Below are 25,768 nucleotides of genomic sequence, written 5' to 3'. Positions count from 1 at the left end.
GAACACTTGCATGTTAGGAGTGTCACTTGGATTAACTAATAAGTTGTGAGTCACCACGAGTTGGCGGGCACTTTAAAGTTCGGTGGATGGGCAGACGGTGAAATCCATGTGAAAAATTTGCGTGGGCAGGAGCGTCAGCCGTTATTCTCGTTGCTGGTCCTTCAGATGAGCGTTCTTATGTTGCAGGTGCAAGGTGTTGTTAAAAACTACGCGACCCCGCAAGGCCCGCTGACCGTCCTGGCCGGCGTCGACCTGCACCTGGGTGAGCGCAGCAGCCTGGCGCTGATGGGCGAATCGGGCAGTGGCAAAAGCACCTTGCTGCACCTGGTGGCCGGGCTGGACCGAGTGGACGCCGGCAGCATCCGCATCGGCGAGCAGCGCCTCGACCAACTCAACGAAGGGCAACTGGCCCATTGGCGCCGCACGCAAATCGGTCTGGTCTTCCAGCAGTTCAACCTCATCGGCAGCTTGCGCGTGGAAGACAACCTGGCGTTCCAGGCGCGGCTGGCAGGGCGTTTCGACCCGCACTGGCAAGCGCAATTGGTGGAGCGCCTGGGACTGGGCGACTTGCTCCGGCGTTACCCCGAGCAACTCTCCGGTGGCCAGCAGCAACGGGTTGCCGTCGGGCGGGCGCTGGCCTCGCGACCGGGTTTGTTGCTGGCCGATGAGCCCACCGGCAACCTCGACGAAGCCACCAGCGATGAAGTGCTGCAACTGCTGTTGGACCTGCTGCGGGACAGCCCCACCAGCCTGCTGATGGTCACCCACAGCCCGCGCCTGGCCGCACGGCTTGACCGGCAAGTGGTGCTGCACCGTGGCCGTGTCGTGCCAATGGACGCGCGCTGAAATGGCGCTGTTTTACTGGACGCTACGCGCATTGCTGAGCCACTGGCGGCGCCATCCGGTGCAATTTTTCAGCGTGCTCACCGGCTTGTGGCTGGCCACCGCGCTACTGACCGGCGTGCAGGCCCTCAACAGCCAGGCGCGGGACAGCTACGCACGCGCCAGCCAATTGATCGGTGGCGAACCCCAAGCCAGCCTGGTTGCGCCGGACGCCGCCAGTTTCCCCCAGGCACTGTTTGCCGAGCTGCGCCGCGCCGGCTGGCCGGTATCCCCGGTGGTGCAGGGGCGGGTGGTGCTCAAGGGACATGAGCAACAGCGTCTGCAATTGATGGGCATCGACCCTGTGTCGTTGCCCGGCAGCGGCAGCGTGGCGGGGCAACGCTTGAGCCAGGCGCAGATGCTGGCGTTTTTCGAGCCGCCGGGGCGTACCTGGGTCGCTGCGCAAACGTTAGAGGCGCTGGGGTTGCAGGCGGGCGAGCAGCCGCTGACGTCCACCGGGCAACGCCTGCCACCGTTGCAGGTGCAAGCGGATATGGCGCCGGGCCTGTTGCTGACCGATATCGGCTTTGCCCAACCCCTGCTCAACATGCCTGGGCGCCTGTCGCGCCTACTGTTGGACAACACCTTCGCCGCCCGCCACCCCGCGCCACCCGCCGCGTTGCAACTCAAGCAGGGCGAGGACAACAACCTGTCACGCCTCACCGAGAGCTTTCACCTGAACCTGGATGCGGTGGGTTTTTTATCCTTTGTGGTGGGGTTGTTTATCGTGCATGCGGCCATCGGCCTGGCCCTGGAACAGCGCCGTGGCCTGCTGCGAACCTTGCGCGCCTGTGGGGTCAGCGCACGCATGTTGATCCTGAGCCTGGGCATTGAATTGGGGTGTTTGGCGGTGTTGAGCGGTGTGCTCGGTATCGCCAGCGGCTACCTGCTGGCCAGCCTGTTGCTGCCGGATGTCGCCGCCAGTTTGCGTGGCCTGTACGGCGCCGAAGTCGCTGGCCAATTGAACTTGAGCCCCTGGTGGTGGCTGGCCGGCCTGGGCGTGAGCCTGCTCGGCGCGTTGCTCGCCGGAGCCAGCAGCCTGTGGCGCGCAGCGCGTTTGCCGTTACTCGCGCTGGCCAACGCCCAAGCCTGGCATCAAGCCCATGGGCGCTGGCTGCGGCGCCAGGGCTGGGTGGCATCCGCCGCCTTGCTGATCGCGTTGCTGGCACTGTGGCTGGGCGATAGCCTGGCCGCCGGGTTTGTGCTGATGGCGGCCTTGCTGTTGGGCGCGGCGTTGGCGTTGCCGGTGCTGCTCAACGGGTTATTGAAAGCGGTGCTGGGGCGCAGCCGCTCGGTGCTGGGCCAGTGGTTCCTGGCCGATTGCCGCCAACAACTGCCGGCCTTGAGCCTGGCGCTGATGGCGTTGCTGTTGGCCCTGGCGGCGAATATCGGCGCCGGCTCCATGACCTCGGGCTTTCGCCAGACCTTCACCCATTGGCTGGAGCAGCGTCTCACCGCCGAGCTGTACCTCAACCCGCAAAATCCGCAGCAGGCCGAGCAACTGAAAACGTGGTTGACCCGTCAGCCCCTGGTGCAGGCCGTATTGCCCGCCTGGCAGGTGGCGGTGCAACTGCAAGGCTGGCCCGCGGAGGTGTTCGGCGTGGTCGACAACCCCACTTATCGTCAACACTGGCCGCTGCTGGAGGCGGTGGACGCGCCCTGGGACCGCTTGCTGCAAGACGACAGCCTGATGCTCAGCGAACAACTGGCGCGACGCCTGAAGGTGCAACTGGGCGACACGGTGTCCATCCCCACTCCGCAGGGCACCTGGGCGCCGAAGATCGTCGGCATCTATGCCGACTACGGCAACCCCAAGGGCCATCTGCTGGTCAATGCCGAGCATCTGTTGGCGCATTGGCCGACGCTCTCACCGGCGCGCTTCAACCTGCGGGTGGCGCCCGCTGACGTGCCGCCGCTGATCCGTGAAGTGCAGCGTGAGTTCGCCCTGGAAGACAGCCGCATCGTCGATCAACAGCAACTCAAAGGGTGGTCCAGCCAAGTCTTCGAACGCACCTTCGCCGCCACCGCGGCGTTGAACAGCCTGACCCTTGGCGTCGCCGGCGTGGCATTGTTCATCAGCTTGCTGACCCAGAGCCAAAGCCGCCTCGGCCAACTCGCGCCGTTGTGGGCGCTGGGCGTGACGCGCCGACAATTGATGCTGCTCAACCTCGGCCAGACCTGGCTGCTGGCGGTACTCACATTGATCCTGGCGTTGCCGCTGGGGCTGTTGCTGGCGTGGTGCCTGGATGCGGTGATCAACGTGCAGGCCTTCGGCTGGCGCCTGCCGTTGCAAGTATTCCCCGGGCAGCTTGCGCAATTGCTGGGGCTGGCGATGCTTGCCACCTTGCTCGCGTCGGCCTGGCCCCTCTGGCAGCTGTACCGCAGCCGCCCGGCGGATTTGTTGAGGACGTTCGCCCATGAAGATTAAGGCATTGGCGTGCATCGCCTGGTTACTGCTGAGCGGCTGCGACCAGGCGCCCGCACCCGAGGACAGTTTCGCCGGGCTGGGCAGCGATGCGGCGGACTTTGCCCAGGTGGTGCCCGGCAAAGTCTTCAGCTTTCCCGAGGACCACGGGCCCCATGACGGCTTTCGTATCGAATGGTGGTACGTCACGGCCAACCTCAAGGATGCCCAAGGCAATGTCTTCGGCGTGCAATGGACGCTGTTTCGCAACGCATTGAAGGCCGGTCCCGTCCAACCGGGCTGGCGCGATTCAACCGTGTGGCTCGGCCACGCCGCCGTCACCTCGGCCACCCGGCACTACGCCGCCGAACGCCTGGCTCGGGGTGGCGTCGGCCAGGCTGGGGCTCAGGCAGAGCCATTCAACGCCTGGATCGACGACTGGAACTTCGCCAGCCGCCCCGGCACCGCCAGCCCCTTGGCCGACATGCAACTCAAGGCCAGTGGCGCGCAATTTGCCTACGATCTGCACCTGACCTCCAGCCGCCCGCTGGTGCTGCAAGGCGACCATGGCTACAGCCGCAAATCCGACCAGGGCCAGGCGTCGTACTACTACAGCCAGCCGTTTTTCACTGCCAACGGCAGCGTCAGCCTCGACGGCCATACCTACCAGGTCAGCGGCCCAGCCTGGCTCGACCGCGAGTGGAGCAGCCAACCCCTGGCCGCCAGCCAGACCGGCTGGGACTGGTTCTCCCTGCACCTGGACCGCGGCGCGCAGCTGATGCTGTTTCGCGTGCGGCAGAAAGACAGCGACGGTTACCTCACCGGCACCTGGATCGACGCCCAGGGCCACACCCAGACCTTGCACAACAGCGACATCCAACTCACACCGCTGACCACCACGGCCATCGACGGGCGCAACATTCCCACACGCTGGTCGCTGAAAATTCCCGGCAAACAGCTGGACATCACCACCGAAGCCGTCAACCCGAAGGCGTGGATGGACCTGGGTATTCCGTACTGGGAAGGGCCGGTGCGGTTTGAGGGTGGGGTGGGGTATTTGGAGATGACGGGCTACTAGGAGGCTACAGCTGAGTTAATTTTTCCCTACGACTCGACGGGTAATACTCTCACAGATTTTTTAAAAAATACTGTACATGCATACAGTCTTGTCCTACAGTCCATCCCAGGTGACCGGATGTCACCGGTTACCTGAGCTTCAATTTTTTAACTATGGATGGATAAAAAATGAAATCGAAAAAAGCCTTCATTCTGGGCGCGGCCATGGCGGCCTCTTGCTTCGTTTCGGCCTTTGCCCTGGCCGAGCAAACCCCGGCAAAACTCAGCGCGCAGGCGGTCAAGCAGGCCGTGGACAAAGCGTTGAAACCTGGCGGTACGCTGGAAAAGGCCAGCGTCTCGGGCGAGCTCAAGCAAAAGCTTAATGCGGCCAAGACCGGGCAGTCCAACGTCGTCAAAAAAAGCAAGGCAGCCGTCGGTAATGTGGCGATCGACTCCCCGGTTGGCCAGCTGGAAAAACCTGACTCGGCGCACATGAAACAGGCCGCGGTTGCAGCCTTCACGCCGTTGTTTCCCACCTTGGATATCAACACGCTTTACACTCTCACCGGTGTGGAGACCGGCGCGCAAATCGCTTACCACTTCAACCTGCCGAAAAACGCGCGAATCCAGGTGCAGCTGCTGAACCAGAGTGCCGGCACGGATATGTCGTTGACGCTGTTCCATGACGACGGCCAAGGCAACCTGACGCCGTTGGGCACCTCGGATAACCCCGGCAGTGCCGATGAATACCTCAACGGCGTGTTGCCGGCTGGTGACTACTACTGGTTCATGGTGGCCAATGCCACGAGCAACTCGCAGTTCAGTTTCGGTGTGGCAGTGGACAGCAATATTGATGCCTACGAGCCCAACGACACTGAGCAAACCGCGTTCGCGCTGCCGGATGCCTTGAACCAGGTGACCGGTAACCTCGACAGCGTCAATGACGTGGATTACTTCTCCTTCGTCTCGTTGCGTGGCCAAGGTGTGGGCATGTTCCTGGGCGATGACGGTGCGGGCACGCGTAACCAGTGGATCTTCGAACGGTTCGATGGCACCCAGTGGGTGGAAGTCCCGCAGGGCTCTACTTCTACCTATCCCAACCTGACGCCGGGCTACACGGTCAAGGTGCGCGTGCGGGCCAACCCGGCGGTGGCATTGAACCCTCAGGCTCAATACAAGCTGACCCTCGGCTCGGCGCCACGCCTGAACCAGCACAATGTGAACGGCGATAACGTGGTGCGGATTCCCAGCTCGATCTTCCAACTGGCCACCCAGGCGGCTCGCAATCTGAGCTGGAGCACCCAGTGGTCAGACAGCACTGGCGAGCCCCTGCGCGGCGTCACTCCTGTACTGCGGGTCGACAAGCATTTTGGCGCCACTTACAACTGGGTCGACTATGAGGCCAAGACTGGCATCACCGGCGCGGCCTCGGGGAATGTCGCGCTGGGCACCTGCTCTGGGGACTACAAAGTGCGCTACCCGGACAGCGCCTCGGGCCAGACCTACAACTGGGAAACCTGGTTCAACGAGGGCGGCTGGCGCATCGAGCTCAGGGAGTTCCCTGGTGTGGGCGTGGGTGGCAATACCGTCCAATACGTCAGCCTCGGCCACATCTGCAGCCAGACTATCGTGCGCTGATTGATCTATGTGTGTGAAGCGGGGGGCAGTCCAGTTGGACTGCCCCTTTTTTTTACCGCGGGTTCCCAATGCAAAGTGCCAAATAGATAGTCCATCAACGGCAGCACGATGTTGAAGTTACGTCCCTGCATCAGCTCACGACGGTGATGCAAGGCGTGCAGGCGATGCATCTGGCGAATCCACGGTAGGCGTGCCACCGGGTGTTCGGCAGGCAGGTGTTCGCAGGCATGGAACACTTCGTAGAGCAGGTAGCCAAGGATCATGCAGCCTGCAAACAACCCGGCAACGTTGGGGCTCAGTTGGCTGAGCAGCCACCAGGCGGGGAGGGTGATGGCCAGGCTGTGCAGCACGATCAGCCAGGCTGGAAACAGGATGACGCGCCAGTCCCGGGGGCTGTCGTAAGTCATGTGATCAGGGGTGAAGAAGCTGTGGTGGTCGCCAGTGTGGCGTGCGTAGAACAGCCGGGCGAAGGCATGTTTGTGATGGCCCAGGTGGCGGTGCACGAGATAGATACACAGGTTGAAAAACAGCAGGCTCAAGGGCACGGTCAGCCACTGGAGGGCGGTGATATCGGCGGTGGAGGACCAGGCCAGCGTGATGCAGGCGATGCCGTAGCCAAGCACGAATGCGGCGTGCAGCCAGGGGTTGTAACGCGGGTTGACGCTTGCGCGGTAACGGTCGCGGAAAGTCTCGGTCGGGTGGGGCATGGCCGGCTGCTCGCTGTGTTTTTATTTGAGGCTGAGCTTAGTTGGCGTAAGCGGATGTGCGAGTTTTTACTGACCACCTCATCGCCCTGTGGGAGCTGGCTTGCCTGCGATGGCGGTGTATCAGGGCCAGATCAGTAGACTGACACTGCGCTATCGCAGGCAAGCCAGCTCACATATTTTTGCCCGAGGCCGACCAGTGGAGACTTGCACAGGTCTGAATTAATTGTTAGCTTCTGGCAAAATGTTAACGATAACATTTGCTCTAAAAATAAAAACAAAACAGAGATCCACGCCATGAAAATGCTCCCAAAAACCCTGTGTTTACTGGCTGCCAGCATCACCCTGGGCAGCGCGACCCCCGCGTTTGCCGACGCCGCCAAGCCCATCCGCATCGGCGCCTCGTTCCAGGAAATCAACAACCCCTATTTCGTCACCATGAAAAACGCCCTGGAAGAAGCCGGCGCGACCATCGGTGCCAAGTTGATCATCACTGACGCCCGCCACGACGTGTCCAAGCAGGTCAGTGATGTCGAAGACATGCTGCAAAAGGGCATCGACATCCTGTTGATCAACCCCACTGACTCCGTCGGCGTGCAATCGGCCGTCAAGTCGGCCCATGCTGCCGGCGTCGTAGTGGTGGCGGTGGATGCCCAGGCAGATGGCCCGTTGGATTCGTTCGTGGGCTCGAAGAACTTCGACGCTGGTTTCCAGGCCTGTGAGTACCTGGCTAAAACCATCGGTGACAAAGGCAATATCGCTATCCTTGACGGCATCGCCGTGGTGCCGATCCTCGAACGTGTGCGCGGCTGCAAAGAGGCGGTGGCCAAGCACCCGGACATCAAGATTGTCAGCATCCAGAACGGCAAACAGGAACGCGATCAGGCCCTGACCGTCACCGAAAACATGTTGCAGGCCCAGCCTACCCTCAAGGGCATTTTCAGCGTGAATGACAATGGCTCCCTCGGCGCGCTGTCGGCCATCGAAGCCAGCGGTATGGACGTGAAGCTGGTCAGCGTCGACGGTGCGCCGGAAGCGATCAAGGCGATCCAGAAACCCGGCAGCCATTTCATCGCCACCTCGGCCCAATACCCCCGCGACCAGATCCGCCTCGCCCTGGGCATTGCCCTGGCCAAGAAGTGGGGCGCCCAAGTACCGGCCAGCGTGCCGGTGGACATCACCCTGATCGACCAGGCCAAGGCCAAGGACTTCAGCTGGTAAACCCCCCAGGCCCCGCGTAGTTCGTGGGGCCCAGGTCTTCCTTCTGAGTGCGAGGTCGGCGGTATGAGCAGTCTTCTGAAGCTGGAAAACATCTGTAAGCGTTACCCTGGGGTGCAGGCCCTCAAGGCCATCAACCTGCAAGTGGAGCGCGGCGAAATCCACGCCTTGCTCGGGGAAAATGGCGCGGGCAAATCCACCCTGATGAAGATTCTGGGCGGGGTCGAGCACCAGGACGAAGGGCAGATCCTTATCGATGGGCAGGCCCGACAATTTGCGACCTATCGGGATGCGATTGCCGCCGGGATTGGCATTGTGTTCCAGGAATTCAGCCTGATTCCCTACCTCACGGCGGTAGAAAATATCTTCCTTGGCCATGAGCTGAGCAACCGCTTCGGCCTGTTGCGCAAACGCGAAATGGCCGAGGCCGCGCAGGCGTTGTTCCAGCGCCTCGGGGTCAGCATTGACCTGCACTGCGCGGTCAAGCACCTGAGCGTGGCCGAGCAGCAGTTTGTCGAAATCGCCAAGGCCCTGGCCCTGGATGCACGCCTGCTGGTGCTCGATGAGCCGACCGCGACACTGACTCCCAGTGAGGCCGAGTTGCTGTTCGAGATCATGCGCGAACTCAAGCGCCAAGGCGTGGCGGTGATTTTTATCTCGCACCATCTGGAAGAGATTTTCCAGGTCTGCGACCGCATCAGCGTCCTGCGCGACGGCAGCAATGCAGGCGTTACCGAAGTGGCCGGCAGCGATATCGATCACTTGGTCGAGATGATGGTCGGCCGCCGACTGGAATGCAGTTTCCCGCCCAAACCCAGCAGCGAACGCGGCCCCTTGCTGCTGGAGGTCAAGGATATCCAGCTGGTGCGCAACGGCCCCCACAACCGTTTCAATTTGCACAAAGGCGAGATCCTGGGCTTCGCCGGCCTGGTGGGCTCGGGCCGCACCGAGCTGGCCCTGGGCATGATGGGCGCGCTGCCCACGATGAGCAAAGACGTGTGGCTGCGCGGGGAAAAAGTCAGCCTCGATGACCCGGCTCAAGCCCTGGCCCACGGCATCGGCCTGCTCCCCGAAAGCCGCAAGAGCGAAGGGCTGATCACCGCCTTCAGCATTCGCGAAAATATCTCCCTGAACAATTTGCCCAAGTATCAGCACGCCTCGGGCCTGATCGACAAGGCCCGCGAGTGCGCCAGCGTCGAAGCGCTGATGCGCCAGCTGTCGATCAAGGCGCCCAGTGGCGAAAGCCTTGTGGTGAACCTCAGCGGCGGCAACCAGCAAAAAGTCGTGATCGCCCGCTGGATCAACCACCACTGCGACGTGCTGGTGTTCGACGAACCGACACGCGGCATCGATGTGGGGGCCAAGGCGCAGATCTACGCGTTGATGCGCAGCCTCACCGAACAGGGCTACGCGATCATCATGATTTCCTCCGAGCTGCCCGAAGTCATCGGCATGTGCGACCGCGTCGCCGTGTTCCACAAGGGCGCCATCGTCAAAGTACTGGAAGCGTCCGCCGTCAATCCTCAAGAGGTCATGCGCCATGCAACAGGGGGCTCAAGTGAATACGTCCATTAACACCGCCGGCACCGGCCGGTTGCGCCTGAACCTGGCGCGGCTGCTGCGTTCGCCGGCGTTTTATCCCTTTGTCGGGCTGGTGGTGGTGACCCTGGTGATGATCCTCGCCAGTGACACCTTCCTCACCGCCAGCAACCTCTCCAACATCGCCCGCCAGGTGTCGATCAACGCCATCATCGCGGTGGGCATGACCTGCGTGATTCTCACCGGCGGTATCGACTTGTCGGTGGGGCCGGTGATGGCGTTGTCCGGCACCTTGACCGCCGGGCTGATGGTCGCCGGGTTGCCGCCGGGCCTGGCGATTGGCATGGGGCTGCTGGTGGGCGTGGCCTTCGGCATCGGCAACGGGCTGTTCGTGGCGTACCTGCATATGCCGCCGATCATCGTCACCCTGGCGACCATGGGCATCGCCCGTGGGTTCGGGCTGATGTACACCGACGGCTACCCGATTTCCGGCTTGCCAGAGTGGTTCGCATTCTTCGGTCGCGCCAGTGTGTTTGGCCTGCAGGTGCCGATCCTGATCATGCTGATCACCTACCTGGCGGCCTATGTGCTGCTGCAACACACCCGCATCGGCCGCTACATCTACGCCATCGGCGGCAATGAAGAAGCGGTGCGCTTGTCCGGGGTGCGAGCGGCGCGTTTCAAGCTGCTGGTGTATGGCATCAGCGGCTTCACCGCCGCGATTGCCGGGCTGGTGCTCACCTCGCGCTTGATGAGCGGCCAGCCGAATGCCGGCGTGTCGTTCGAGCTGGATGCGATTGCCGCCGTGGTACTGGGTGGTGCGTCGATTGCCGGCGGCCGCGGAGTGATCATCGGCACCTTGCTCGGCGCCATGCTACTGGGCGTGTTGAACAACGGATTGAACATGCTTGGCGTGTCGCCCTACGTCCAGAGCGTGATCAAGGGCGGGATCATCTTGCTGGCGATTTTCATCAGCCGTCAGCGCCATCGTTAATACTTCACTACACAGGACCGAACACATGGACAAGCACACTCACATGCAAGCCGTCGTCTGCCACGGCCCGAAAGACTACCGCCTGGAGCGCATCGGCAAACCCCAGGCGCGTACCAATGAGCTGGTGATCCGTATCGCCGCCTGCGGCATCTGCGCCAGTGACTGCAAGTGCCACTCGGGCGCGGCGATGTTCTGGGGCGGCGACAACCCCTGGGTCAAGGCGCCGGTAGTACCGGGCCACGAATTTTTCGGCTACGTGGTCGAAGCCGGCGAGGGCGCCGAGGAGCACTTTGAGGTCAAGGTCGGTGACAAGGTCATCGCCGAACAGATCGTGCCGTGTGGCAAATGCCGCTTCTGCAAATCAGGCAAATACTGGATGTGCGAAGTGCACAACATCTTCGGCTTCCAGCGCGAAGTGGCCGAAGGCGGCATGGCCCAGTACATGCGCATTCCCAAGACCGCCATCGTGCACAAGATCCCCGAATCGGTGTCCCTTGAAGACTCGGCGCTGGTGGAGCCGATGGCCTGCTCGATCCATACCGTCAACCGTGGCGATATCCAGCTCGACGACGTGGTGGTGATTGCCGGCGCGGGTACCCTTGGCCTGTGCATGGTCCAGGTCGCCGCGCTGAAGACCCCGAAAAAACTGGTGGTGATCGACATGGTCGACGAGCGCCTGGAACTGGCGAAAAAGTTCGGCGCCGATGTGGTGATCAACCCCGCCCGTGACAACGCTCGCGAGATCATCAACGGGCTGACGGACAACTACGGCTGTGACGTCTATATCGAAACCACCGGCGTACCGGCCGGCGTCACCCAGGGCCTGGACCTGATCCGCAAGCTCGGGCGCTTTGTCGAGTTCAGCGTGTTTGGCGCCGAGACCAGTGTGGACTGGTCGATCATCGGCGACCGCAAGGAGCTCGACGTGCGCGGCGCGCACCTGGGCCCGTATTGCTACCCGATCGCCATCGACCTGTTCGAGCGTGGCCTGGTCACCTCCCAAGGCATCGTCACCCATGATTTCCCGCTGGACGACTGGGCCGAGGCGTTTGAACTGGCCAATTCGACCAAGTCGATCAAGGTGCTGTTGAAGCCGGTGCTCTGAGATGGACTACGTCATCGGTGTAGACATTGGCACCCAGAGCACCAAGGCGCTGCTGGTGGATGCCCAAGGCACGATCATCGCCCAGCATAGCCACGGCTACCGGGTGGACACCCCGAAAGTGCGCTGGGCCGAGCAGTGGCCGCAGGTGTGGCTGGATGCTGTCGAAACTTGCGTGGCCCAGTGCATGGCCAAGGCCGGGGTGCCGGCGCCGCTGGTCAAGGCGCTGTGCATCAGCAGTTTGTACGGTGGTTCGGGCATTGCTGTGGATGCGCAGATGACGCCGCTGTACCCGTGCCTGATCTGGATGGACCGCCGCGCCGGCGAGCAGGTGGCCTGGGTGCGTGAGCATGTGGACCTGGAGCGCTTGTTCGCCATCACCGGCAACTCGGTGGACAGCTACTACGGCTTCACCAAGATGCTCTGGCTCAAGCAGCACCAGCCTCAGGTGTGGGCGGATACCCGTTACCTGTTGCCGCCCAACAGCTACATCAATTGGTGCCTGACCGGCGAGTTGGCGGTGGACCACAGCAGCGCCGGGAATATCGGTGGTGTCTACGACGTGGCGGCGCGCAACTGGTCAGGCGAGATGCTGGAGGCGTTGGGTATCGCGCAGTCGATGATGCCCCAGCGGTTGCTGTATTCCGGCGAGGTGGTGGGTGGTTTGCTTGCAGACTGGGCCGCACGCCTTGGCTTGCAGGCGGGCACGCCGATCCTCGCTGGGGGCGTGGACGCGGCCATGGCGACCCTGGCGGCGGGTGTCACTCAGCCAGGCAATCATGTGGCGATGATCGGCACCAGCATGTGCTGGGGCTACCTGAACCAGCAGGTGGATGCACGTCACGGTTTGGTGAGCATGCCCCACGTCTACAACGGCCACCGCGACCTGTACATCTTCGGCGGTGCGATCACCGCCGGGGCCTCGGTCAGCTGGTTTCGCGAGCAGTTCTGCCAGGCCGAAGAACAGCAGGCCCAGGCCACGGGGCAAGACAGCCTGGCGCTGCTGGAGCAGAGCGCGATGAAGATTCCGGCAGGCAGCGAAGGCGTGGTGTTTTTGCCTTACTTGATGGGCGAGCGCAGCCCGGTGTGGGATGACCGCGCCAGCGGCAGTTTTGTCGGGCTCAACCTCTACCACAGCCGCTTTCACCTGTACCGCGCGGTGCTGGAGGGCGTGAGTTTTGCCCTGCGCCACAATATCGAAGCGGGTACTCAAGGCGCGCACTCCCTGGACCCGCGCTTGATCGTGGTGGGTGGGGCCAGCCATTCGGATCTATGGATGCAGATCATCGCCGATGTCACACGCTACCCCGTCTACACCATCGTGCAGGAGGTAGAAGCAGCCCTGGGCGCGGCGTTGTTGGCGGCGCATACGGTGGGGCTGGTGAGTGATGGGCAGATGGACACCGGCTGGGTGCAGTTGCAATTGCGGGCGCAGCCCAAGCGGGAGAATGTCATGACCTATGACCGGGCGTTTGCCGAGTACCTGAAGCTGTATCCGGCCCTGAAACCGGTCATGCACAACCTGCAAGCCACCTGATTCAACACAGTCCAAAAATGTGGGAGCTGGCTTGCCTGCGATAGCGGAGTGTCAGTCTCCTTATCGGGAGCTGATACACCGCTATCGCAGGCAAGCCAGCTCCCACAGTGGGTCTTCATTGGTTTTGAGATCTTTATTTATGACTACCACCTTCGACTTCTCGCACCAGCGCATCCTCGTCACTGGTGCCAGCAGCGGCATCGGTCGCGAAATTGCCCAGCAACTGATCGCCAGCGGCGCTGAAGTCTTCGCTCTCGGTCGCGATGCCCAGGCGTTGGCTGCATTGGGGTGCCACACCCTGTGCGTAGATATCGCTGACAGCGTCGCCCTCGACAAAACCCTGCAAGATTTGCCGCCTCTGCACGGTCTGGTCAACTGCGCCGGTATCTCACGCCTGGAGCCTGCCGCGGCCATCAGCGCCAGCGCCTTCGACCAGGTGATGAGCGTCAACGCCCGCGCCGCTGCGCAAGTGGCCAGCCGGGTCGCGGCAAAGATGATCGAAGCGAACATGGCGGGCAGCATCGTCAACGTCTCCAGTCAGGCGTCGTTGGTGGCGCTGGACGATCACCTGAGCTACTGCGCCTCCAAGGCTGCACTGGATGCGATCACCCGCGTGCAATGCGCCGAGTGGGGCCGTTTTCGCATACGCGTCAACAGCGTCAACCCCACCGTGACCTTGACGCCGATGGCGGCCATGGCCTGGTCCGACCCGGCCAAGCGCGACCCGGCGCTGGCAGCGATTCCTTTGGGGCGTTTTGCGCAACCGGCGGAAGTGGCGCTACCGGTGCTGTTTTTGCTTAGCGACGCGGCGAGCATGATCAGTGGCGTCAGCCTGCCGGTGGACGGCGGCTACACCAGCCGCTAGCCGTTTTCCAACTGCCCGGCGATGACCACTTTGTCCCGTGGCTTGTGCGGGTCTTGCAGGCGGTCAAGTAGCAGGCGCACGGCACTGCTGCCGGCCAGGGATGCATCATGGGCTACGCAAGCGATGGGCACGCCGAAGATATCGGCGAAGGGCAGGCGGTCGATGCCACAGATGGTCAGGCTGTCATGGGCGATGTTGTGCATGCGCAAGGCGCGCAGGGCGCCTAGGGTGATCAACTGGTTGAAGCCCATGATCGCATCCGGCGCCGAGTGTGCGGCCAGGTAGTCGAGAGTATGTAAATAAGCCGGCATCAGCGTGTAGTCGCCCGCCTGCACCTCGACCTGAATGTCGGGGTGCTCGGCCAGCACTTCGCGCAGGCCCTTGAGGCGCTCCACGCTGATGCGCGAGTGCTCGGGGCCGGTCAGCACCAGCAGGCGCTTGAGGTTCGGGGTTTGGCGTAACAGGTAGTGCGCGGCTTGCAGGCCGCTGTGGTAGTTGTCGAGCACAACACGGCTGAACGGGCTGTCGTGGATCGTGCGATCGAGCAGTATCACCGGGGTCTTGCCGTTGCCCAGGCGCTCCAGGTAGTCGGGCTGGTAGCTTGGCTCGTCGGAAACCGGCGACAGGATGATCCCCGCCACGCGGTAGCCCAGGAGGGTATCGACTGCCTTGCTTTCGAGTTCTTCAAGTTCATCGGTGTCCACCAGCATGATGGTGTAGCCGTGCTTTTTCGCCTCGCGGGAAATGGCCTTGATCATCTCGCTGTAGAACGGGTTGTCTACAGACGCGGTGATGACCCCGATGATCAGGCTTTCACTGCGCTTGAGCCCACGGGCGAAGGCGTTGGGCACGTAGTCGAGCTCGCGAGCCACTTCAAGAATGCGCGCCAGGGTGGCGGGTTTGACCAGGTCGGGTTTGCTCAGGGCCCGGGACACCGTAATGGTGGTCATGCCGACCCGTTTGGCAATGTCGCTGATGGTGACGGACTTTTTCTTGTTCATCGGTAAGGCTGCGAGAGGAAACACCAGCAGGCTAGCATGTGCGCAGATGTAGAGTGATTCAAATCAGCGGATCCCAGCGTTGCGACCAGTCGCCTTCGGCCTTCACCACCGCGCGTAGCAGTTCCAGGGCTTGCTGCAACACCGCCGAATCCCGCGCCCGCGAGTACACCAGGTAGGTCGGAAAGCTGAATTCCGGCGCCTTGGGCACGCGCTGCATCACGCCGCTGTCCAGGTAGCTTTGCACCACCCGTGTGCGGAAGTAGCCGGCACCGCCGTTTTCCAGAATGTACTGCAACGCCAGCGGCCCCAGGTTGAAACTCAGCGCGGCACGCGCACGGTCGGGCAGGGCGGCGTCGTGTTGCTGGCGAAAACCCTGGCCCCAGTCGATATACACGTAGGGCGAGGGTTTGCTCGCCAGTTGCACCAGAATCAGTTTTTCTTCCAGCACCTGCTCCACCTGCAAGCCCGGCCAGTATTGCGGCTGGAACACCAAGGCGGCGTCGAGCACACCCAACTCCAGTTGGCGCAGCAGGTACTCGCCTTCACGCACCTCGGTGCGCAGCGCGTGCCCCGGAATGTGCTCGCGCAGCGCCTTGGCCCAGCCGAGCATCAATGGGTTGCACAGGCTGACCTCTCCGCCGATATGCAGCACATTGCGATAGCCATCGGGCAACGGCAGGTCGCGTCGCGCCGCTTCCCAGGTCTGCAGCAACTGGTTGGCGTACACCACGAAGGCCTCGCCGTCGGCGGTCAGCCGCGCACCGGCACGGTTGCGCACAAACAGCGTGCAGCCGAGCTGGTTCTCGAGGTTTTTGACACGAGCGGTGATGGCGGTCTGGGTGACGTGCAGTTTCTCGGCCGCTGCGGCCAGGCTGCCGCAGCGGGTGATTTCGAGGAAGGTGCGTGCCAGTTCGATGTCCATGAAGCCCCCGGGGATGAATAGGGGCATTGTAGAGCGATGCAGGATTGGAATGCGATCCATGTGGGAGCTGGCTTGCCTGCGAAATCGCTGGTTCAGTTAGCCCATTGGCCTCTGACACACCGCTATCGCAGCATAGGTATCTACATAACTTTGGTACGACGCTGTATCTGTGGCGAGGGAGCTTGCTCCCGTGGCGGCCTGACAGCGACGCTTATCCACCTGACGCGCCGCAGTCCTATGTGGGAGCTGGCTTGCCTGCGAAGACGGCCTGACAGTCAACTGGGATGTTGGATCAGAGCGCGTACATATCCGTTATTTAGGTAACGGCCACTTAGGGTTCCGCCCTGACGGCGGCTCACTTTGCAAAAGCGGCAAAGTAAGCAAAACGCTCTTGCCCCACCACTCGGCACCTCGCTTAGGCTCGGTGTGCCCGTAATCCGCCAGTGATTTGGGGGGCCGCCGCCACGCGCCATCCATGGCGCGGGGCGGCTAAACCGGCATCCCTGCCGGTTTACCCCCCAAATCCCTGTCGAATTCCGGCCAGCGTGGTTTAACGGGGCGCCTGAGATCAAGATCAAAAGCAGATCAAGAGCGGCTCGCTTCGCATCGTGGTTACCGTTGGCTGCTACAACCTACAAAATTGTGTAGAAGCTGCGACGGCGGTGTGTCAGAGGCCAATGTGCTGACTGAACCAGCGCTATCGCAGGCAAGCCAGCTCCCACAGTTGTAGGTATTTCAGGTCGGGCTTCTCGGTGTGTGCAAGTGTTCTGTGGGGAATGCCTGTGCATATGCGTGACACACCCTCAACACCTGCTCATCGGCAAACCGCGCGCCCACCACATGCAAGCCCACTGGCAAGCCATTTGCCGCCAACCCGCAGGGCACTGACGCCGCCGGTTGCTGGGTGAGGTTGAACGGGTAGGTGAACGGCGTCCATTCCATCCACTCAGTCATTCCCGAACCCGGCGGTACGTTGTGCCCGGCTTCGAACGCGGTGATCGGCATCATCGGTGACACCAGCACATCGTAATGCTCATGGAAAGCCGCCATCTGTGCGACCAGCGCCGCCCGGGCTTCCAGGGCTGCGTTGAAATCATCCAGGCTCAAGCGCTCGCCCCGTTGTGCAATGCGTAGCAGCCCTGGGTCCAGAAGTTGCCTTTGCGCCTCGCTCATCGTGCCGGTCAGGCGTGCTGCGCCGGCAGCCCATAGGGTGCTGAACACCTCCAGCGGGTCGCTGAAACCGGGGTCGATCTGCTCGACATGGGCGCCCAGTTGCACCAGGCCCTGCACAGCCCGATCCACTACCTGGGCAACTTGCGGGTCGACTTTCACATAGCCGAACGTGGGGCTATAGGCGACACGCAACCCTTTCAAGTCCGTTCCTGGAATGAGCCAGGGCGTGGTTCGCGGCGCACCGATCAAGCCGTCCCGTGCATCCGGTCGCGCCACGGCTTGCAGCATCAGCACGCTGTCTTCCACGGTGCGCGTCATCGGCCCCAGGTGCGACAGAATCGTCATGGAACTGGCCGGCCATTGCGGTACATAGCCGAAAGTCGGCTTGATCCCGAAGGTGCCAGTAAACGCACAGGGAATACGGATCGAGCCGCCGGCGTCGCTGCCCTGGTGCAGCACGCCCAGGTTCAATGCCGCCGCCGCAGCGGCGCCCCCGGACGAGCCACCGGCGGTGGTGCGCGTGTCCCACGGGTTGCGGGTGATGCCATACAGCGGGTTATCGGTGACGCCTTTCCAGCCGAATTCCGGGGTGGTGGTCTTGCCCAGCAGCACCGCGCCGGCCTTGCGCATGAAGGCCGAGAAGGGCGCGTCCACGTCCCACGGGCCCTCGGCACTGGAGGTGCGCGAGCCTTTGCGCGTGGGCATACCGACCGTCAGCGTTAGGTCTTTGATCGACGCCGGCACGCCATCCAGCGCCCCGCAGGGTTCGCCCTTGAGCCAGCGTTGTTCCGACGCCCGCGCAGCGTCCAAGGCGCCTTGCGGGTCGACATGGCAGTAGGCATTCACCACCGGGTTATAGCGCTCGATGCGCAGCAACGCGTCTTCGGTGACCTCCACGGGCGACAAGGTCTTGTCGCGAAAGTGCTGCAACAGTTGCACCGCTGTCAGTTGGCCAATCTCGCTCATGCCACATCCCCCTGTGCCGCCTTGACCATGGCGCGCAGCAACACCGCGCAACCCGCCGCCAGGTCATCCGGCGCGGCGTTTTCGATTTCGTTATGGCTGATGCCGCCTTCGCACGGCACAAAGATCATCCCGGCCGGGCCCAGTTCAGCGACGAAGATCGCGTCATGCCCGGCACCGCTGACAATGTCCATATGGCTCAAGCCCAATGCCTGGGCAGCCTCGCGCACGGCGTTGACGCAGGTCGGGTGAAAGTCCAGCGGCGGGAAGTCGGCGGTGGGCGTCAGTTCAAACGTCAAGCCGTTGCGGGCAGTGGAGTCCTCGATCACGCTACGCACTTCATCGACCATGGCTTGCAGCTTGTCGGCGTGCAGGTGACGCAGGTCGATGGTCATGTGCACCTGGCCGGGGATCACGTTGCGCGAGCCAGGGTGCAGGTTCAGGCAGCCGACGGTGCCGCAGGCGTGAGGCTGATGCTGATGGGCGATACGGTTGACCGCGCTGACCACCTCGGCAGCGCCCACCAGGGCATCCTTGCGCAGGTGCATGGGCGTAGGGCCCGCATGCGCCTCTACGCCGGTGAGAGTCAGGTCGAACCACTTCTGGCCCAGGCAGCCCATCACCACGCCCAGGGTAATAGCCTGGTCCTCCAGCACCGGGCCTTGCTCGATATGCGCTTCGAAATAAGCGCCCACCGGATGGCCCAGCACCACACGCGAACCGGCATAGCCGATGCGCTGCAATTCGCTGCCTACCGACAGGCCCTGGTCGTCGCGCTTGTCGAGGGTGTCCTGCAGGTCGAACTTCCCGGCAAATACCCCGGAGCCCATCATGCACGGCGGGAAGCGCGAGCCTTCTTCGTTGGTCCACACCACCACTTCGATGGGCGCCTGGGTTTCGATCTGCAAGTCATTGAGCGTGCGGATCACTTCCAGCCCGGCCATTACCCCGTAGCAACCGTCGAACTTTCCGCCGGTGGGCTGGGTGTCGATATGGCTGCCGGTCATGACCGGGGGCAGGGCGGGGTTGCGGCCAGGACGGCGGGCGAAGATATTGCCGATGGCATCCACACTGATGCTGCACCCGGCGGCCTCGCACCACTGCACAAACAGGTCGCGGGCCTGGCGGTCCAGGTCGGTGAGGGCCAGGCGACACACGCCGCCCTTGGCCGTGGCGCCGAGTTGGGCCAGGTCCATCAGCGACTGCCACAAGCGGTCGCGGTTGATCAGCGGGGCATTGCTCTGGAGCGGTTGCGCAAGACTATTCATCAGGAATCTCCACTCAGGCACTCAAGGCCAGGTAACGGTTTTTGATCGTCGGGTCGGCGCGGAAGTCAGCGGCGCTGCCTTCGTACACCACGCGGCCCTGTTCGAGCACGTAATGGCGGTCGGCGAGCTTGTCGCAGACCATCAGGTTCTGTTCCACCAGCAACACCGGCAGGCCCTCGTCCTTGACCTTGCGCAGGATCTTCACCAGCTCGTCAACGATCACCGGGGCCAGGCCTTCAGTGGGTTCGTCGAGGATCAGCAGCTTGGGGTCGTTCAGCAGGGCGCGGGCGATGGCGAGCATCTGCTGTTCGCCGCCGGACAATGCATGGCCGGCGTTTTTGCGCCGCTCCTTGAGGCGCGGGAACATGGCGTACACGTCTTCCAGTTGCCAGCGGCTGTGTTTGCGGGCGGCGATGCGCAGGTTTTCTTCCACCGTCAGCAGGCGGAAAATCCCGCGGTTTTCCGGCACCAGCGCCAAGCCCTGGCGCGCAATTTCGAAAATCTTCTGCCCCACCAACGCCTGGCCGTTGAAGTGGATCTGGCCCTGGCGCGGGCAGATGATGCCGAGGATGCTACGCAGGGTGGTGGTCTTGCCGGCACCGTTACGGCCCAGCAGGGTCACCAGTTCGCCAGGATTGACGCTCAGCGACACGCCCTCCAGCACATGGCTCTTGTCGTAGTAGGAATGGATATTCTCGACGATCAGCATCAGGCAGCCTCCCCAAGATAGGCAGTACGCACACGTTCATCGGCGCGCACGAACTCCGGCGTGCCTTCCACCAGAATCTGCCCATGGCTCATCACCGTGATGCGTTGGCTGATGGACATGACGATGCTCATGTTGTGTTCGATCAACAGCACCGTATGGTCGCGGCCAAGGTCGCTGATCAGTTGGGTCATGATCGGGATATCGTCGATGCCCATGCCCGAGGTGGGCTCGTCGAGCATCAACAGTTTGGGTTTGGAGCAGATCGACATGCCCACCTCCAGCACCCGTTGCTGGCCGTGGGACAACTCACCGGCCAGGGTGTCGGCGCGGGCCGTGAGTTGCAGACGCTCCAGCACCTGGTCGGCCATCTCCAGGTGTTCGCGCTGGCTGTCCACCCGACGCCAGAAGTTCAAGGCACGCGAGCCATCGCGGCCCTGGGCGGCCAGGCGCAGGTTTTCGCGCACGCTGAGGTTCTGGAACAGGCTGGTGAGCTGGAACGAACGCGCCATGCCCAGGCCGACGCGGCCGTGGGCGGGCTTGCGCATCAGGTTCTTGCCGTCGAAATGGATCGCTCCGGCGGTGGCCTGGCGTTCGCCCGTCAGGCAATGAAACAGGCTAGTCTTGCCGGCGCCATTGGGGCCGATGATGGTGTGGATGGTGCCGGCTTCGACCTTGAGGTTGACGCCATTGACCGCATGGAACGCGCCGTAGGCCAGCTCCAGGTTCTGGGTTTCCAGCAAGATACTCATAGCCCGTCCTCCTTGGCGACGACTGCGGGTTTGCGCGTGCCGCGCAGCTTTTCGAACAGCGACGCCAAGCCGCCCCACAAACCGCCGCGCATGAAGATCACCACCAGGATCAGGATCACCCCCAGCAGCATCAGCCAGCGCGGCCACAGATCGGAGAGAAAGTCACCCAGCAGCACGATGGAACCGGCGCCCAGCAGTGAGCCGAACAGCGAGCCGGTGCCGCCGACGATGGTCATGATCAGGATGTTCTCGGACATCGCCAGGTCGATATTCGACAGCGGCACAAAGTGCAACAGCATGGCGTACAGCGCCCCGGCAATCCCGGTGACCGCGCCGGACAGCACGAACACCAGGATCTTGAAGTGACGCGTGTCGTAGCCGATGGCCGAGGCGCGGGTTTCATTTTCGCGGATCGCCATCAGCGTGCTGCCGAACGGCGAGGCGATCACCCGGCGTGCGCCGATGAAGATCAGCAGGAACAGCACCGCGACAAAACCGTAGAAGGCGCGGGCATCGGCCAGGGACAGCAGCACGGTGTCACCCACACGAATTTCCGGGCGTGGCACGCTGAGCAGGCCGTTGTCGCCGCCGGTCCAGTCGCTCAGGGTGTAGGCGACGAAGTAGGCCATCTGGCTGAACGCCAACGTGAGCATCACGAAGTAAATGCCCGTGCGCCGAATCGCCAGGGCGCCCACCAGCAAAGCCAGCACGCCACCGGCCAGCGCCGCGCCCAGCAACGCGGTGAACAGGCCCAGTTGCAGGTGGATCATCAACAGCGCCGCACAATAAGCACCGGCACCAAAGAAGATGCCTTGGCCGAAGGACAGCAGCCCGGTATAGCCCAGCAGCAGGTTGCAGGCCAGGGCGGCCATGGCAAAGATCAGGATCTCGGCGGCCAGGGTCGCCGAGGGCAACACCAACGGCAGGCCGATCAGCACGGCCAACACCCACAGCAACATGGCTCTGGATTGGGTCTTGGCAAACGGCAGGGGGTTTTTCTCGCTCATGTCAGGCTCTCCCGAACAGGCCGTAAGGGCGTACCAGAATCACCACGGCCATGGCGCCGTAGATCATCAGGCTCGCACCCTGGGGCCAGAGTGTGGTCATCAGGCTTTGCACCACGCCCACCAGCAAACCGCCGACCAGCGCACCGCTGAACGAGCCCATGCCGCCGATCACCACCACCACGAAGGCGATGCCCAGAATCTCCGGGCCGACGAAGGGCTGGGCGCCGCGCAACGGCGCGAACAACACCCCGGCGACACCGGCCAGGGCGACGCCGAGGGCGAAGGTCATGGAGAACAGGCGGAAAATATTGGTGCCCAGTAGCGACACGGTTTCGGTGCTTTCACTGCCGGCGCGCACCAGGGCACCGAAGCGCGTGCGCTCCAGCAGCAGCCACAGGCCCAGGCCCACCAGCCCGGAAAACATGATGAGGAACAGGCGGTAGTAGGGGTAGACGAAATCACCCACCACCAGCACGCCGCGCAACAGTTCCGGCACGGCGACGCTTTTGCCCACCGGGCCCCAGATCATCACGCTGGCTTCCTGGATGATCAGAGCGATCCCCAAGGTCACCAGAATCTGGAACATGTGCGGCAAGTGGTAGATACGCTGGATCAACAAGCGCTCAATCACCCAGGCCAACGCAGCCACCACCAACGGCGCGATCAGCAACGCCAGCCAGAAGCTGCCGGTGAGGCTTACCGCGGTGTAGCAGATGTAGGCGCCGAGCAGGAAGAACGCGCCGTGGGCGAAGTTGACGAAGTTGAGCAGGCCGAAAATGATCGTCAGCCCCACCGCGATCAGGAAGTAGATCATCCCTAACCCAAGGCCGTTGAGGATCTGGAACAGGTACAGATTAAGCATGCAGGCACCCTCCGCAGGTGGCCGCTTGCGCGGCCCTGCGCGACAAAAGTTAAGCGGTCAGCCGAGTGTGCAGCCCGTCGCCTCGACTGCGGGGAACGACTGGCCAGCGCTGAGCACTTTGGCCAGGTCGTCCTTGTCGGCCATGTCACCGCTGGCCTTGCCGATCAGCAGGTAGTAATCCTTGATCACCTGGTGGTCGCCGGCGCGGATCGACTCTTTGCCGGTCGGGCCTTCGTAGCTCAAGCCTTGCAGGGCCTTGGCTACGGTCGGGCCGTCGAAACTGCCGGTGGCGATGATGGTGTCGAGCATGACTTTGGTGCTAATGTAGTCGGCGGCCAGCGGGTAGGTGGGGTTGATGCCGTAGGTGGCCTGGGTCAGCTTGACCAGCTCACGGTTGAGCGGGGTGTCGACCTGGTGCCAGTACTGCGCGCCCAGGTACACACCTTCGAGCACATCGCTGCCCAGTTCCTGGAACTGATCCAGGCCGGCAGACCACACCAGCAATACCTTCATGCGCTCCTTGATGCCGAAGTTCACGGCCTGGCGCAGGGTGTTGGACGATTGGCTGCCAAAGTTGAGCAGCACCAGCACATCGGGCTTGGTGGAAATGGCGTTGGTCAGGTAACCGGAAAACTCCTGTTCCTGCAGTGAGTGGTAGCTGTTGCCCACGTGTTCCAGGCTATGTTCCTTGAGCACGTTTTTGGCCCCTTCGAGCAAGGCTTCGCCGAACACGTATTGCGGGGTGATGGTGTACCAGCGCTTGGCGTCCGGCAGCAACTTGATCAGCGGCACCATGGTTTCGCGGATCGCACCGTAGGTGGGCACTGACCAGCGGAAGGTCGCCTTGTTGCAGTCCTTGCCTGTGACTTCATCGGCGCCCACCGGGGTCATGAACACGCCGCCGACCTTGTCCACTTCCTTGGCCACCGCCAGGGCGGAAGACGACAGCGTGCAGCCCTGGAAGAACCGTGCGCCGTCCTGCGCGATGGCCTCTTGCACCTTGCGCACCGCCTTGCCGGCGTTGCCTTCGGTATCGATGACCTTGTAGTTCAGCGGGCGGCCGAGCAAGTCGGGGTGTTGTTGCACCGCCAGGCGTGAACCCATGTCGGCAAATTTGCCATAGCTGGCAAAGGCGCCAGACATGGACTTGAGGCCGTAAAAGGTAAAGGGCTCGGCGGCGAATGCCGAACGCACGCTCAGCGGAAGGCTGAGGGCGGCGGCGGCGGTGAGGCTGGCTTTCAATAACGTACGACGCTGCATGGGGTGACTCCCTGGTTTAGTTATTGGCAGGAGCGGCAAGGGCGATACGGTGGAGCAAGGGCCTGTGGGCAGGCTTGTTATTGGATAACTCGATTTCGCGGGGGAACGGGGTCAAATGTGGGAGCTGGCTTGCCTGCGATGGCATCTACTCGGTCCCTCTGTAACACCGAGGCGCCCGCATCGCAGGCAAGCCAGCTCCCACATTGAACGGGTTCCCACATTGAATGGTTGGTGTGTTTAAGAGTGGTCGAACTCCAAGAGGAAGTGCGGGCTCACCTGGCCTTCCAGCGCGGTCATGTGGTGTTCGGCATCGCACATGTGTTCATGCATCAAGCTGCGCACCGCGCTTTCATCCCCGGCACGAAAGGCGATCAGCAGTTGCTTGTGATAGTCGAGGTTGGCCGCATCGAACTGCTTGCGCTTGGGCTTGTAGGCCTTTTTCAGCACCACCAGGTCGCGCAGCAAGTCATTGAGGAACTGCGCCATGAAACTCAGCAGCGGGTTGGGGCAGGCCCGGGCCAGCAGGTTGTGGAACTCCAGTTCCGCCAGGCGTTGTTCGCGCTGGCCGGCTTCGCTGTCTTCGGGGGCGCTGCAAAAATCCACGTTGGCTTGCAGGGCCAGGTAGTCGTCTTCGCTCAAACGCCCCAGCACCGACACCGCCAACTCCACTTCGATGACCTTGCGCAGTTGGTAGACCTGCTCGCCGTCCAGGTGCTGGAAGTGCAGGTAATTACGCAAGGCGCGGCTGGCCGGCTCGGTGCCGGCCTGGTTCAAGTACGCCCCGCCACTGGGGCCGGTGCGCGTGCTCACCAGGCCCTCCACTTCCAACGCCTTGAGCGCTTCGCGTGCCGAACCCTTGGAACACTGGAAGCTTTCCATCAGCTCGCGTTCGGTGGGCAGGCGATCGCCGGGCTTCAAGGCGTCGGTGACGATCGAGCGCTTGACCGACTCGACAATCACATCGGACAGCTTCTGGCGTTTGCGGCGTAACGGACGACTCAGCATGGCGGTGATTTATCGTATTAATGCGGATAAATAGCACTTAATAACGATTGGGCAGGTGCGTCAACGCAAGGGGTCGTTTTCGGTGAATAGGGGTCGTAAATGCGCAGGTTATTCCCAGGCGCCCAAATCCAGGCAGCGTGCGGTCGCCGGCGGCTGTTTGCCATAAGCGAGAAAATCCCCTAGCCAGCGGCTCACACAGCCGTCAGCGCCTGCGTGTGCCGACTCCTTGAGCAAGAGCTGCTCGATACCGGCGGCGAGCGCTTCGCCAGGCTCGGTATTGATCAGCACCATGCGCCCGACGCGCTCGGGAAACAGCGTGCCATAGCGGTTGCCCAGGCGCGTGGCAGCGGCGTTGCCCAGGTAGTTGAGGCGCGCCTCGCCCAATTGCCCGCGCACGTACTCCATGTCCCGGGCGGCCTGTTCCACGGCATTGCCCTGGCGCAGGTCGCGGGTGCTCAGCTCGATCACGTCGTAGCGGTCGACCAGGGTGCGATAGGCGGTGGTGGCAAGCGACTCCCAGCGGCTGGCCAAGTGAAGGACGAAAGGTGCGCCTTTGACCTGCTGGGGGTCGCCGGCCTGGATGAACACCACGCCTTCACGGTTGAGCGGCTGCCGTGCGCCTACCCGTGTCACGCTCAGGCGAATACGGCCACGCTGGGGGGCGGCATGGTCGCGGGGCACGCTGACCAGGCCGCATTGGGTGCGGCCAACCACTTCGGGGTCCAGGCGCGCTGTTGCTGTGAGTGGGCAGTCCAGCAACCAGTCGATCGCGGTGGGGGCGATCAAGGGCTCGGCCAACGCCAGGTTTGGTATCAGCCAAAAGCCGATGCAGACCAGGCCGTTTACAAAAGCGCTGGGTTTCATCATGAGGTCCTGGGCATCCGTGTGATAACGGCTTTTTTACCAAGGA

At 62.7% G+C, this 25,768-nt stretch carries 22 protein-coding genes; 10 read left to right on the top strand and 12 right to left on the bottom strand.

What is annotated here, in order from left to right; all coding sequences use genetic code 11:
* Positions 1 to 177 precede the first annotated feature (177 nt).
* The 4 genes from RHM69_RS08955 to RHM69_RS08940 all read left to right on the top strand — a co-directional run bounded on the left by RHM69_RS08955 (position 178) and on the right by RHM69_RS08940 (position 5,980).
* Complete coding sequence (locus tag RHM69_RS08955) at positions 178 to 846, top strand: ABC transporter ATP-binding protein (protein ID WP_020301318.1); 669 nt, start codon at positions 178 to 180, stop codon at positions 844 to 846.
* Position 847: 1 nt separating this feature from the next.
* Positions 848 to 3,310, top strand: coding sequence for an ABC transporter permease (locus RHM69_RS08950; protein ID WP_200599302.1), 2,463 nt, complete (start codon positions 848 to 850; stop codon positions 3,308 to 3,310).
* A complete protein-coding gene (locus RHM69_RS08945; protein ID WP_019821209.1) occupies positions 3,300 to 4,364 on the top strand; it encodes a lipocalin-like domain-containing protein in 1,065 nt (354 codons plus the stop codon). The genes RHM69_RS08950 and RHM69_RS08945 overlap by 11 nt, the downstream gene beginning before the upstream one ends.
* 167 nt (positions 4,365 to 4,531) lie before the next feature.
* Positions 4,532 to 5,980, top strand: coding sequence for a hypothetical protein (locus RHM69_RS08940; RefSeq protein WP_200599300.1), 1,449 nt, complete (start codon positions 4,532 to 4,534; stop codon positions 5,978 to 5,980).
* 5 nt (positions 5,981 to 5,985) lie between these two features.
* Here the strand turns inward: RHM69_RS08940 and RHM69_RS08935 are convergent, their stop codons facing one another.
* Positions 5,986 to 6,687, bottom strand: a complete 702-nt coding sequence (locus RHM69_RS08935; RefSeq protein ID WP_038450634.1) for a sterol desaturase family protein — start codon at positions 6,685 to 6,687, stop codon at positions 5,986 to 5,988.
* 294 nt (positions 6,688 to 6,981) lie between these two features.
* Here RHM69_RS08935 and RHM69_RS08930 point away from each other — a divergent pair, with 294 nt between their 5' ends.
* The 6 genes from RHM69_RS08930 (at position 6,982) to RHM69_RS08905 (ending at position 13,939) form a co-directional block, all read left to right on the top strand.
* On the top strand, positions 6,982 to 7,905 hold the full coding sequence (locus tag RHM69_RS08930) for a substrate-binding domain-containing protein (RefSeq protein ID WP_014719049.1): 924 nt from the start codon (positions 6,982 to 6,984) through the stop codon (positions 7,903 to 7,905).
* A gap of 63 nt (positions 7,906 to 7,968) precedes the next feature.
* Complete coding sequence (locus tag RHM69_RS08925; protein ID WP_200599298.1) at positions 7,969 to 9,477, top strand: sugar ABC transporter ATP-binding protein; 1,509 nt, start codon at positions 7,969 to 7,971, stop codon at positions 9,475 to 9,477.
* Positions 9,443 to 10,435, top strand: coding sequence for an ABC transporter permease (locus tag RHM69_RS08920; RefSeq protein ID WP_130174852.1), 993 nt, complete (start codon positions 9,443 to 9,445; stop codon positions 10,433 to 10,435). The genes RHM69_RS08925 and RHM69_RS08920 overlap by 35 nt, the downstream gene beginning before the upstream one ends.
* 25 nt (positions 10,436 to 10,460) lie before the next feature.
* Positions 10,461 to 11,540 carry an erythritol/L-threitol dehydrogenase gene (locus RHM69_RS08915; protein WP_014719046.1) on the top strand — a complete coding sequence of 360 codons (1,080 nt, stop codon included), beginning with the start codon at positions 10,461 to 10,463 and terminating at the stop codon, positions 11,538 to 11,540.
* Position 11,541: 1 nt separating this feature from the next.
* Positions 11,542 to 13,074, top strand: coding sequence for an FGGY-family carbohydrate kinase (locus RHM69_RS08910; protein ID WP_122301605.1), 1,533 nt, complete (start codon positions 11,542 to 11,544; stop codon positions 13,072 to 13,074).
* A 139-nt stretch (positions 13,075 to 13,213) separates the two neighbouring features.
* The gene (locus RHM69_RS08905) at positions 13,214 to 13,939 is read left to right on the top strand and encodes an SDR family oxidoreductase (RefSeq protein ID WP_014719044.1); all 726 of its coding nucleotides are present in this window, start codon (positions 13,214 to 13,216) and stop codon (positions 13,937 to 13,939) included.
* Here RHM69_RS08905 and RHM69_RS08900 read toward each other — a convergent pair.
* From RHM69_RS08900 to RHM69_RS08850, 11 genes are all read right to left on the bottom strand, one after another.
* Positions 13,936 to 14,940 carry a LacI family DNA-binding transcriptional regulator gene (locus tag RHM69_RS08900; RefSeq protein ID WP_200599296.1) on the bottom strand — a complete coding sequence of 335 codons (1,005 nt, stop codon included), beginning with the start codon at positions 14,938 to 14,940 and terminating at the stop codon, positions 13,936 to 13,938. The genes RHM69_RS08905 and RHM69_RS08900 overlap by 4 nt on opposite strands.
* A 58-nt stretch (positions 14,941 to 14,998) precedes the next feature.
* Positions 14,999 to 15,862: a LysR family transcriptional regulator gene (locus RHM69_RS08895; RefSeq protein ID WP_014719042.1), complete on the bottom strand. Its 864-nt coding sequence runs from the start codon at positions 15,860 to 15,862 to the stop codon at positions 14,999 to 15,001.
* A 735-nt stretch (positions 15,863 to 16,597) separates the two neighbouring features.
* On the bottom strand, positions 16,598 to 18,001 hold the full coding sequence (locus RHM69_RS08890) for an amidase (protein WP_200599294.1): 1,404 nt from the start codon (positions 17,999 to 18,001) through the stop codon (positions 16,598 to 16,600).
* The gene (locus RHM69_RS08885; RefSeq protein WP_200599293.1) at positions 17,998 to 19,266 is read right to left on the bottom strand and encodes a Zn-dependent hydrolase; all 1,269 of its coding nucleotides are present in this window, start codon (positions 19,264 to 19,266) and stop codon (positions 17,998 to 18,000) included. The genes RHM69_RS08890 and RHM69_RS08885 overlap by 4 nt, the downstream gene beginning before the upstream one ends.
* A 13-nt stretch (positions 19,267 to 19,279) precedes the next feature.
* Positions 19,280 to 19,975, bottom strand: coding sequence for an ABC transporter ATP-binding protein (locus tag RHM69_RS08880; RefSeq protein ID WP_003192343.1), 696 nt, complete (start codon positions 19,973 to 19,975; stop codon positions 19,280 to 19,282).
* Complete coding sequence (locus tag RHM69_RS08875) at positions 19,975 to 20,724, bottom strand: ABC transporter ATP-binding protein (protein ID WP_014719039.1); 750 nt, start codon at positions 20,722 to 20,724, stop codon at positions 19,975 to 19,977. The genes RHM69_RS08880 and RHM69_RS08875 overlap by 1 nt, the downstream gene beginning before the upstream one ends.
* Positions 20,721 to 21,731 (bottom strand): branched-chain amino acid ABC transporter permease, encoded by a 1,011-nt coding sequence (locus RHM69_RS08870; RefSeq protein ID WP_014719038.1) that lies wholly within the window; start codon positions 21,729 to 21,731, stop codon positions 20,721 to 20,723. Before RHM69_RS08870 ends, RHM69_RS08875 begins: the two co-directional genes overlap by 4 nt.
* 1 nt (position 21,732) lies before the next feature.
* Positions 21,733 to 22,593 carry a branched-chain amino acid ABC transporter permease gene (locus RHM69_RS08865; protein WP_014719037.1) on the bottom strand — a complete coding sequence of 287 codons (861 nt, stop codon included), beginning with the start codon at positions 22,591 to 22,593 and terminating at the stop codon, positions 21,733 to 21,735.
* Positions 22,594 to 22,650: 57 nt separating this feature from the next.
* Positions 22,651 to 23,853: an ABC transporter substrate-binding protein gene (locus RHM69_RS08860; RefSeq protein ID WP_038450627.1), complete on the bottom strand. Its 1,203-nt coding sequence runs from the start codon at positions 23,851 to 23,853 to the stop codon at positions 22,651 to 22,653.
* 237 nt (positions 23,854 to 24,090) lie between these two features.
* On the bottom strand, positions 24,091 to 24,858 hold the full coding sequence (locus RHM69_RS08855; RefSeq protein ID WP_014719035.1) for a FadR/GntR family transcriptional regulator: 768 nt from the start codon (positions 24,856 to 24,858) through the stop codon (positions 24,091 to 24,093).
* Positions 24,859 to 24,966: 108 nt separating this feature from the next.
* Positions 24,967 to 25,722, bottom strand: coding sequence for an alpha/beta hydrolase (locus RHM69_RS08850; protein WP_137270576.1), 756 nt, complete (start codon positions 25,720 to 25,722; stop codon positions 24,967 to 24,969).
* Between the last annotated feature and the right edge of the window lie 46 nt (positions 25,723 to 25,768).

Source organism: Pseudomonas sp. CCI1.1, from assembly GCF_034348165.1.
Classification (GTDB): domain Bacteria; phylum Pseudomonadota; class Gammaproteobacteria; order Pseudomonadales; family Pseudomonadaceae; genus Aquipseudomonas; species Aquipseudomonas paracarnis.
This window is presented reverse-complemented; position numbering and strand designations above follow the sequence as displayed.

What these genes read in the sequence shown, in the direction of transcription:
- RHM69_RS08870 (WP_014719038.1), bottom strand. Translation starts at nt 21,731, where the DNA reads ATGAGCGAGAAAAACCCCCTGCCGTTTGCCAAGACCCAATCCAGAGCC.
- RHM69_RS08945 (WP_019821209.1), top strand. Translation starts at nt 3,300, where the DNA reads ATGAAGATTAAGGCATTGGCGTGCATCGCCTGGTTACTGCTGAGCGGC.
- RHM69_RS08940 (WP_200599300.1), top strand. Translation starts at nt 4,532, where the DNA reads ATGAAATCGAAAAAAGCCTTCATTCTGGGCGCGGCCATGGCGGCCTCT.
- RHM69_RS08895 (WP_014719042.1), bottom strand. Translation starts at nt 15,862, where the DNA reads ATGGACATCGAACTGGCACGCACCTTCCTCGAAATCACCCGCTGCGGC.
- RHM69_RS08850 (WP_137270576.1), bottom strand. Translation starts at nt 25,722, where the DNA reads ATGAAACCCAGCGCTTTTGTAAACGGCCTGGTCTGCATCGGCTTTTGG.
- RHM69_RS08930 (WP_014719049.1), top strand. Translation starts at nt 6,982, where the DNA reads ATGAAAATGCTCCCAAAAACCCTGTGTTTACTGGCTGCCAGCATCACC.
- RHM69_RS08910 (WP_122301605.1), top strand. Translation starts at nt 11,542, where the DNA reads ATGGACTACGTCATCGGTGTAGACATTGGCACCCAGAGCACCAAGGCG.
- RHM69_RS08875 (WP_014719039.1), bottom strand. Translation starts at nt 20,724, where the DNA reads ATGAGTATCTTGCTGGAAACCCAGAACCTGGAGCTGGCCTACGGCGCG.
- RHM69_RS08860 (WP_038450627.1), bottom strand. Translation starts at nt 23,853, where the DNA reads ATGCAGCGTCGTACGTTATTGAAAGCCAGCCTCACCGCCGCCGCCGCC.
- RHM69_RS08880 (WP_003192343.1), bottom strand. Translation starts at nt 19,975, where the DNA reads ATGCTGATCGTCGAGAATATCCATTCCTACTACGACAAGAGCCATGTG.
- RHM69_RS08890 (WP_200599294.1), bottom strand. Translation starts at nt 18,001, where the DNA reads ATGAGCGAGATTGGCCAACTGACAGCGGTGCAACTGTTGCAGCACTTT.
- RHM69_RS08950 (WP_200599302.1), top strand. Translation starts at nt 848, where the DNA reads ATGGCGCTGTTTTACTGGACGCTACGCGCATTGCTGAGCCACTGGCGG.
- RHM69_RS08955 (WP_020301318.1), top strand. Translation starts at nt 178, where the DNA reads ATGTTGCAGGTGCAAGGTGTTGTTAAAAACTACGCGACCCCGCAAGGC.
- RHM69_RS08935 (WP_038450634.1), bottom strand. Translation starts at nt 6,687, where the DNA reads ATGCCCCACCCGACCGAGACTTTCCGCGACCGTTACCGCGCAAGCGTC.
- RHM69_RS08920 (WP_130174852.1), top strand. Translation starts at nt 9,443, where the DNA reads ATGCAACAGGGGGCTCAAGTGAATACGTCCATTAACACCGCCGGCACC.
- RHM69_RS08885 (WP_200599293.1), bottom strand. Translation starts at nt 19,266, where the DNA reads ATGAATAGTCTTGCGCAACCGCTCCAGAGCAATGCCCCGCTGATCAAC.
- RHM69_RS08900 (WP_200599296.1), bottom strand. Translation starts at nt 14,940, where the DNA reads ATGAACAAGAAAAAGTCCGTCACCATCAGCGACATTGCCAAACGGGTC.
- RHM69_RS08925 (WP_200599298.1), top strand. Translation starts at nt 7,969, where the DNA reads ATGAGCAGTCTTCTGAAGCTGGAAAACATCTGTAAGCGTTACCCTGGG.
- RHM69_RS08855 (WP_014719035.1), bottom strand. Translation starts at nt 24,858, where the DNA reads ATGCTGAGTCGTCCGTTACGCCGCAAACGCCAGAAGCTGTCCGATGTG.
- RHM69_RS08865 (WP_014719037.1), bottom strand. Translation starts at nt 22,593, where the DNA reads ATGCTTAATCTGTACCTGTTCCAGATCCTCAACGGCCTTGGGTTAGGG.
- RHM69_RS08915 (WP_014719046.1), top strand. Translation starts at nt 10,461, where the DNA reads ATGGACAAGCACACTCACATGCAAGCCGTCGTCTGCCACGGCCCGAAA.
- RHM69_RS08905 (WP_014719044.1), top strand. Translation starts at nt 13,214, where the DNA reads ATGACTACCACCTTCGACTTCTCGCACCAGCGCATCCTCGTCACTGGT.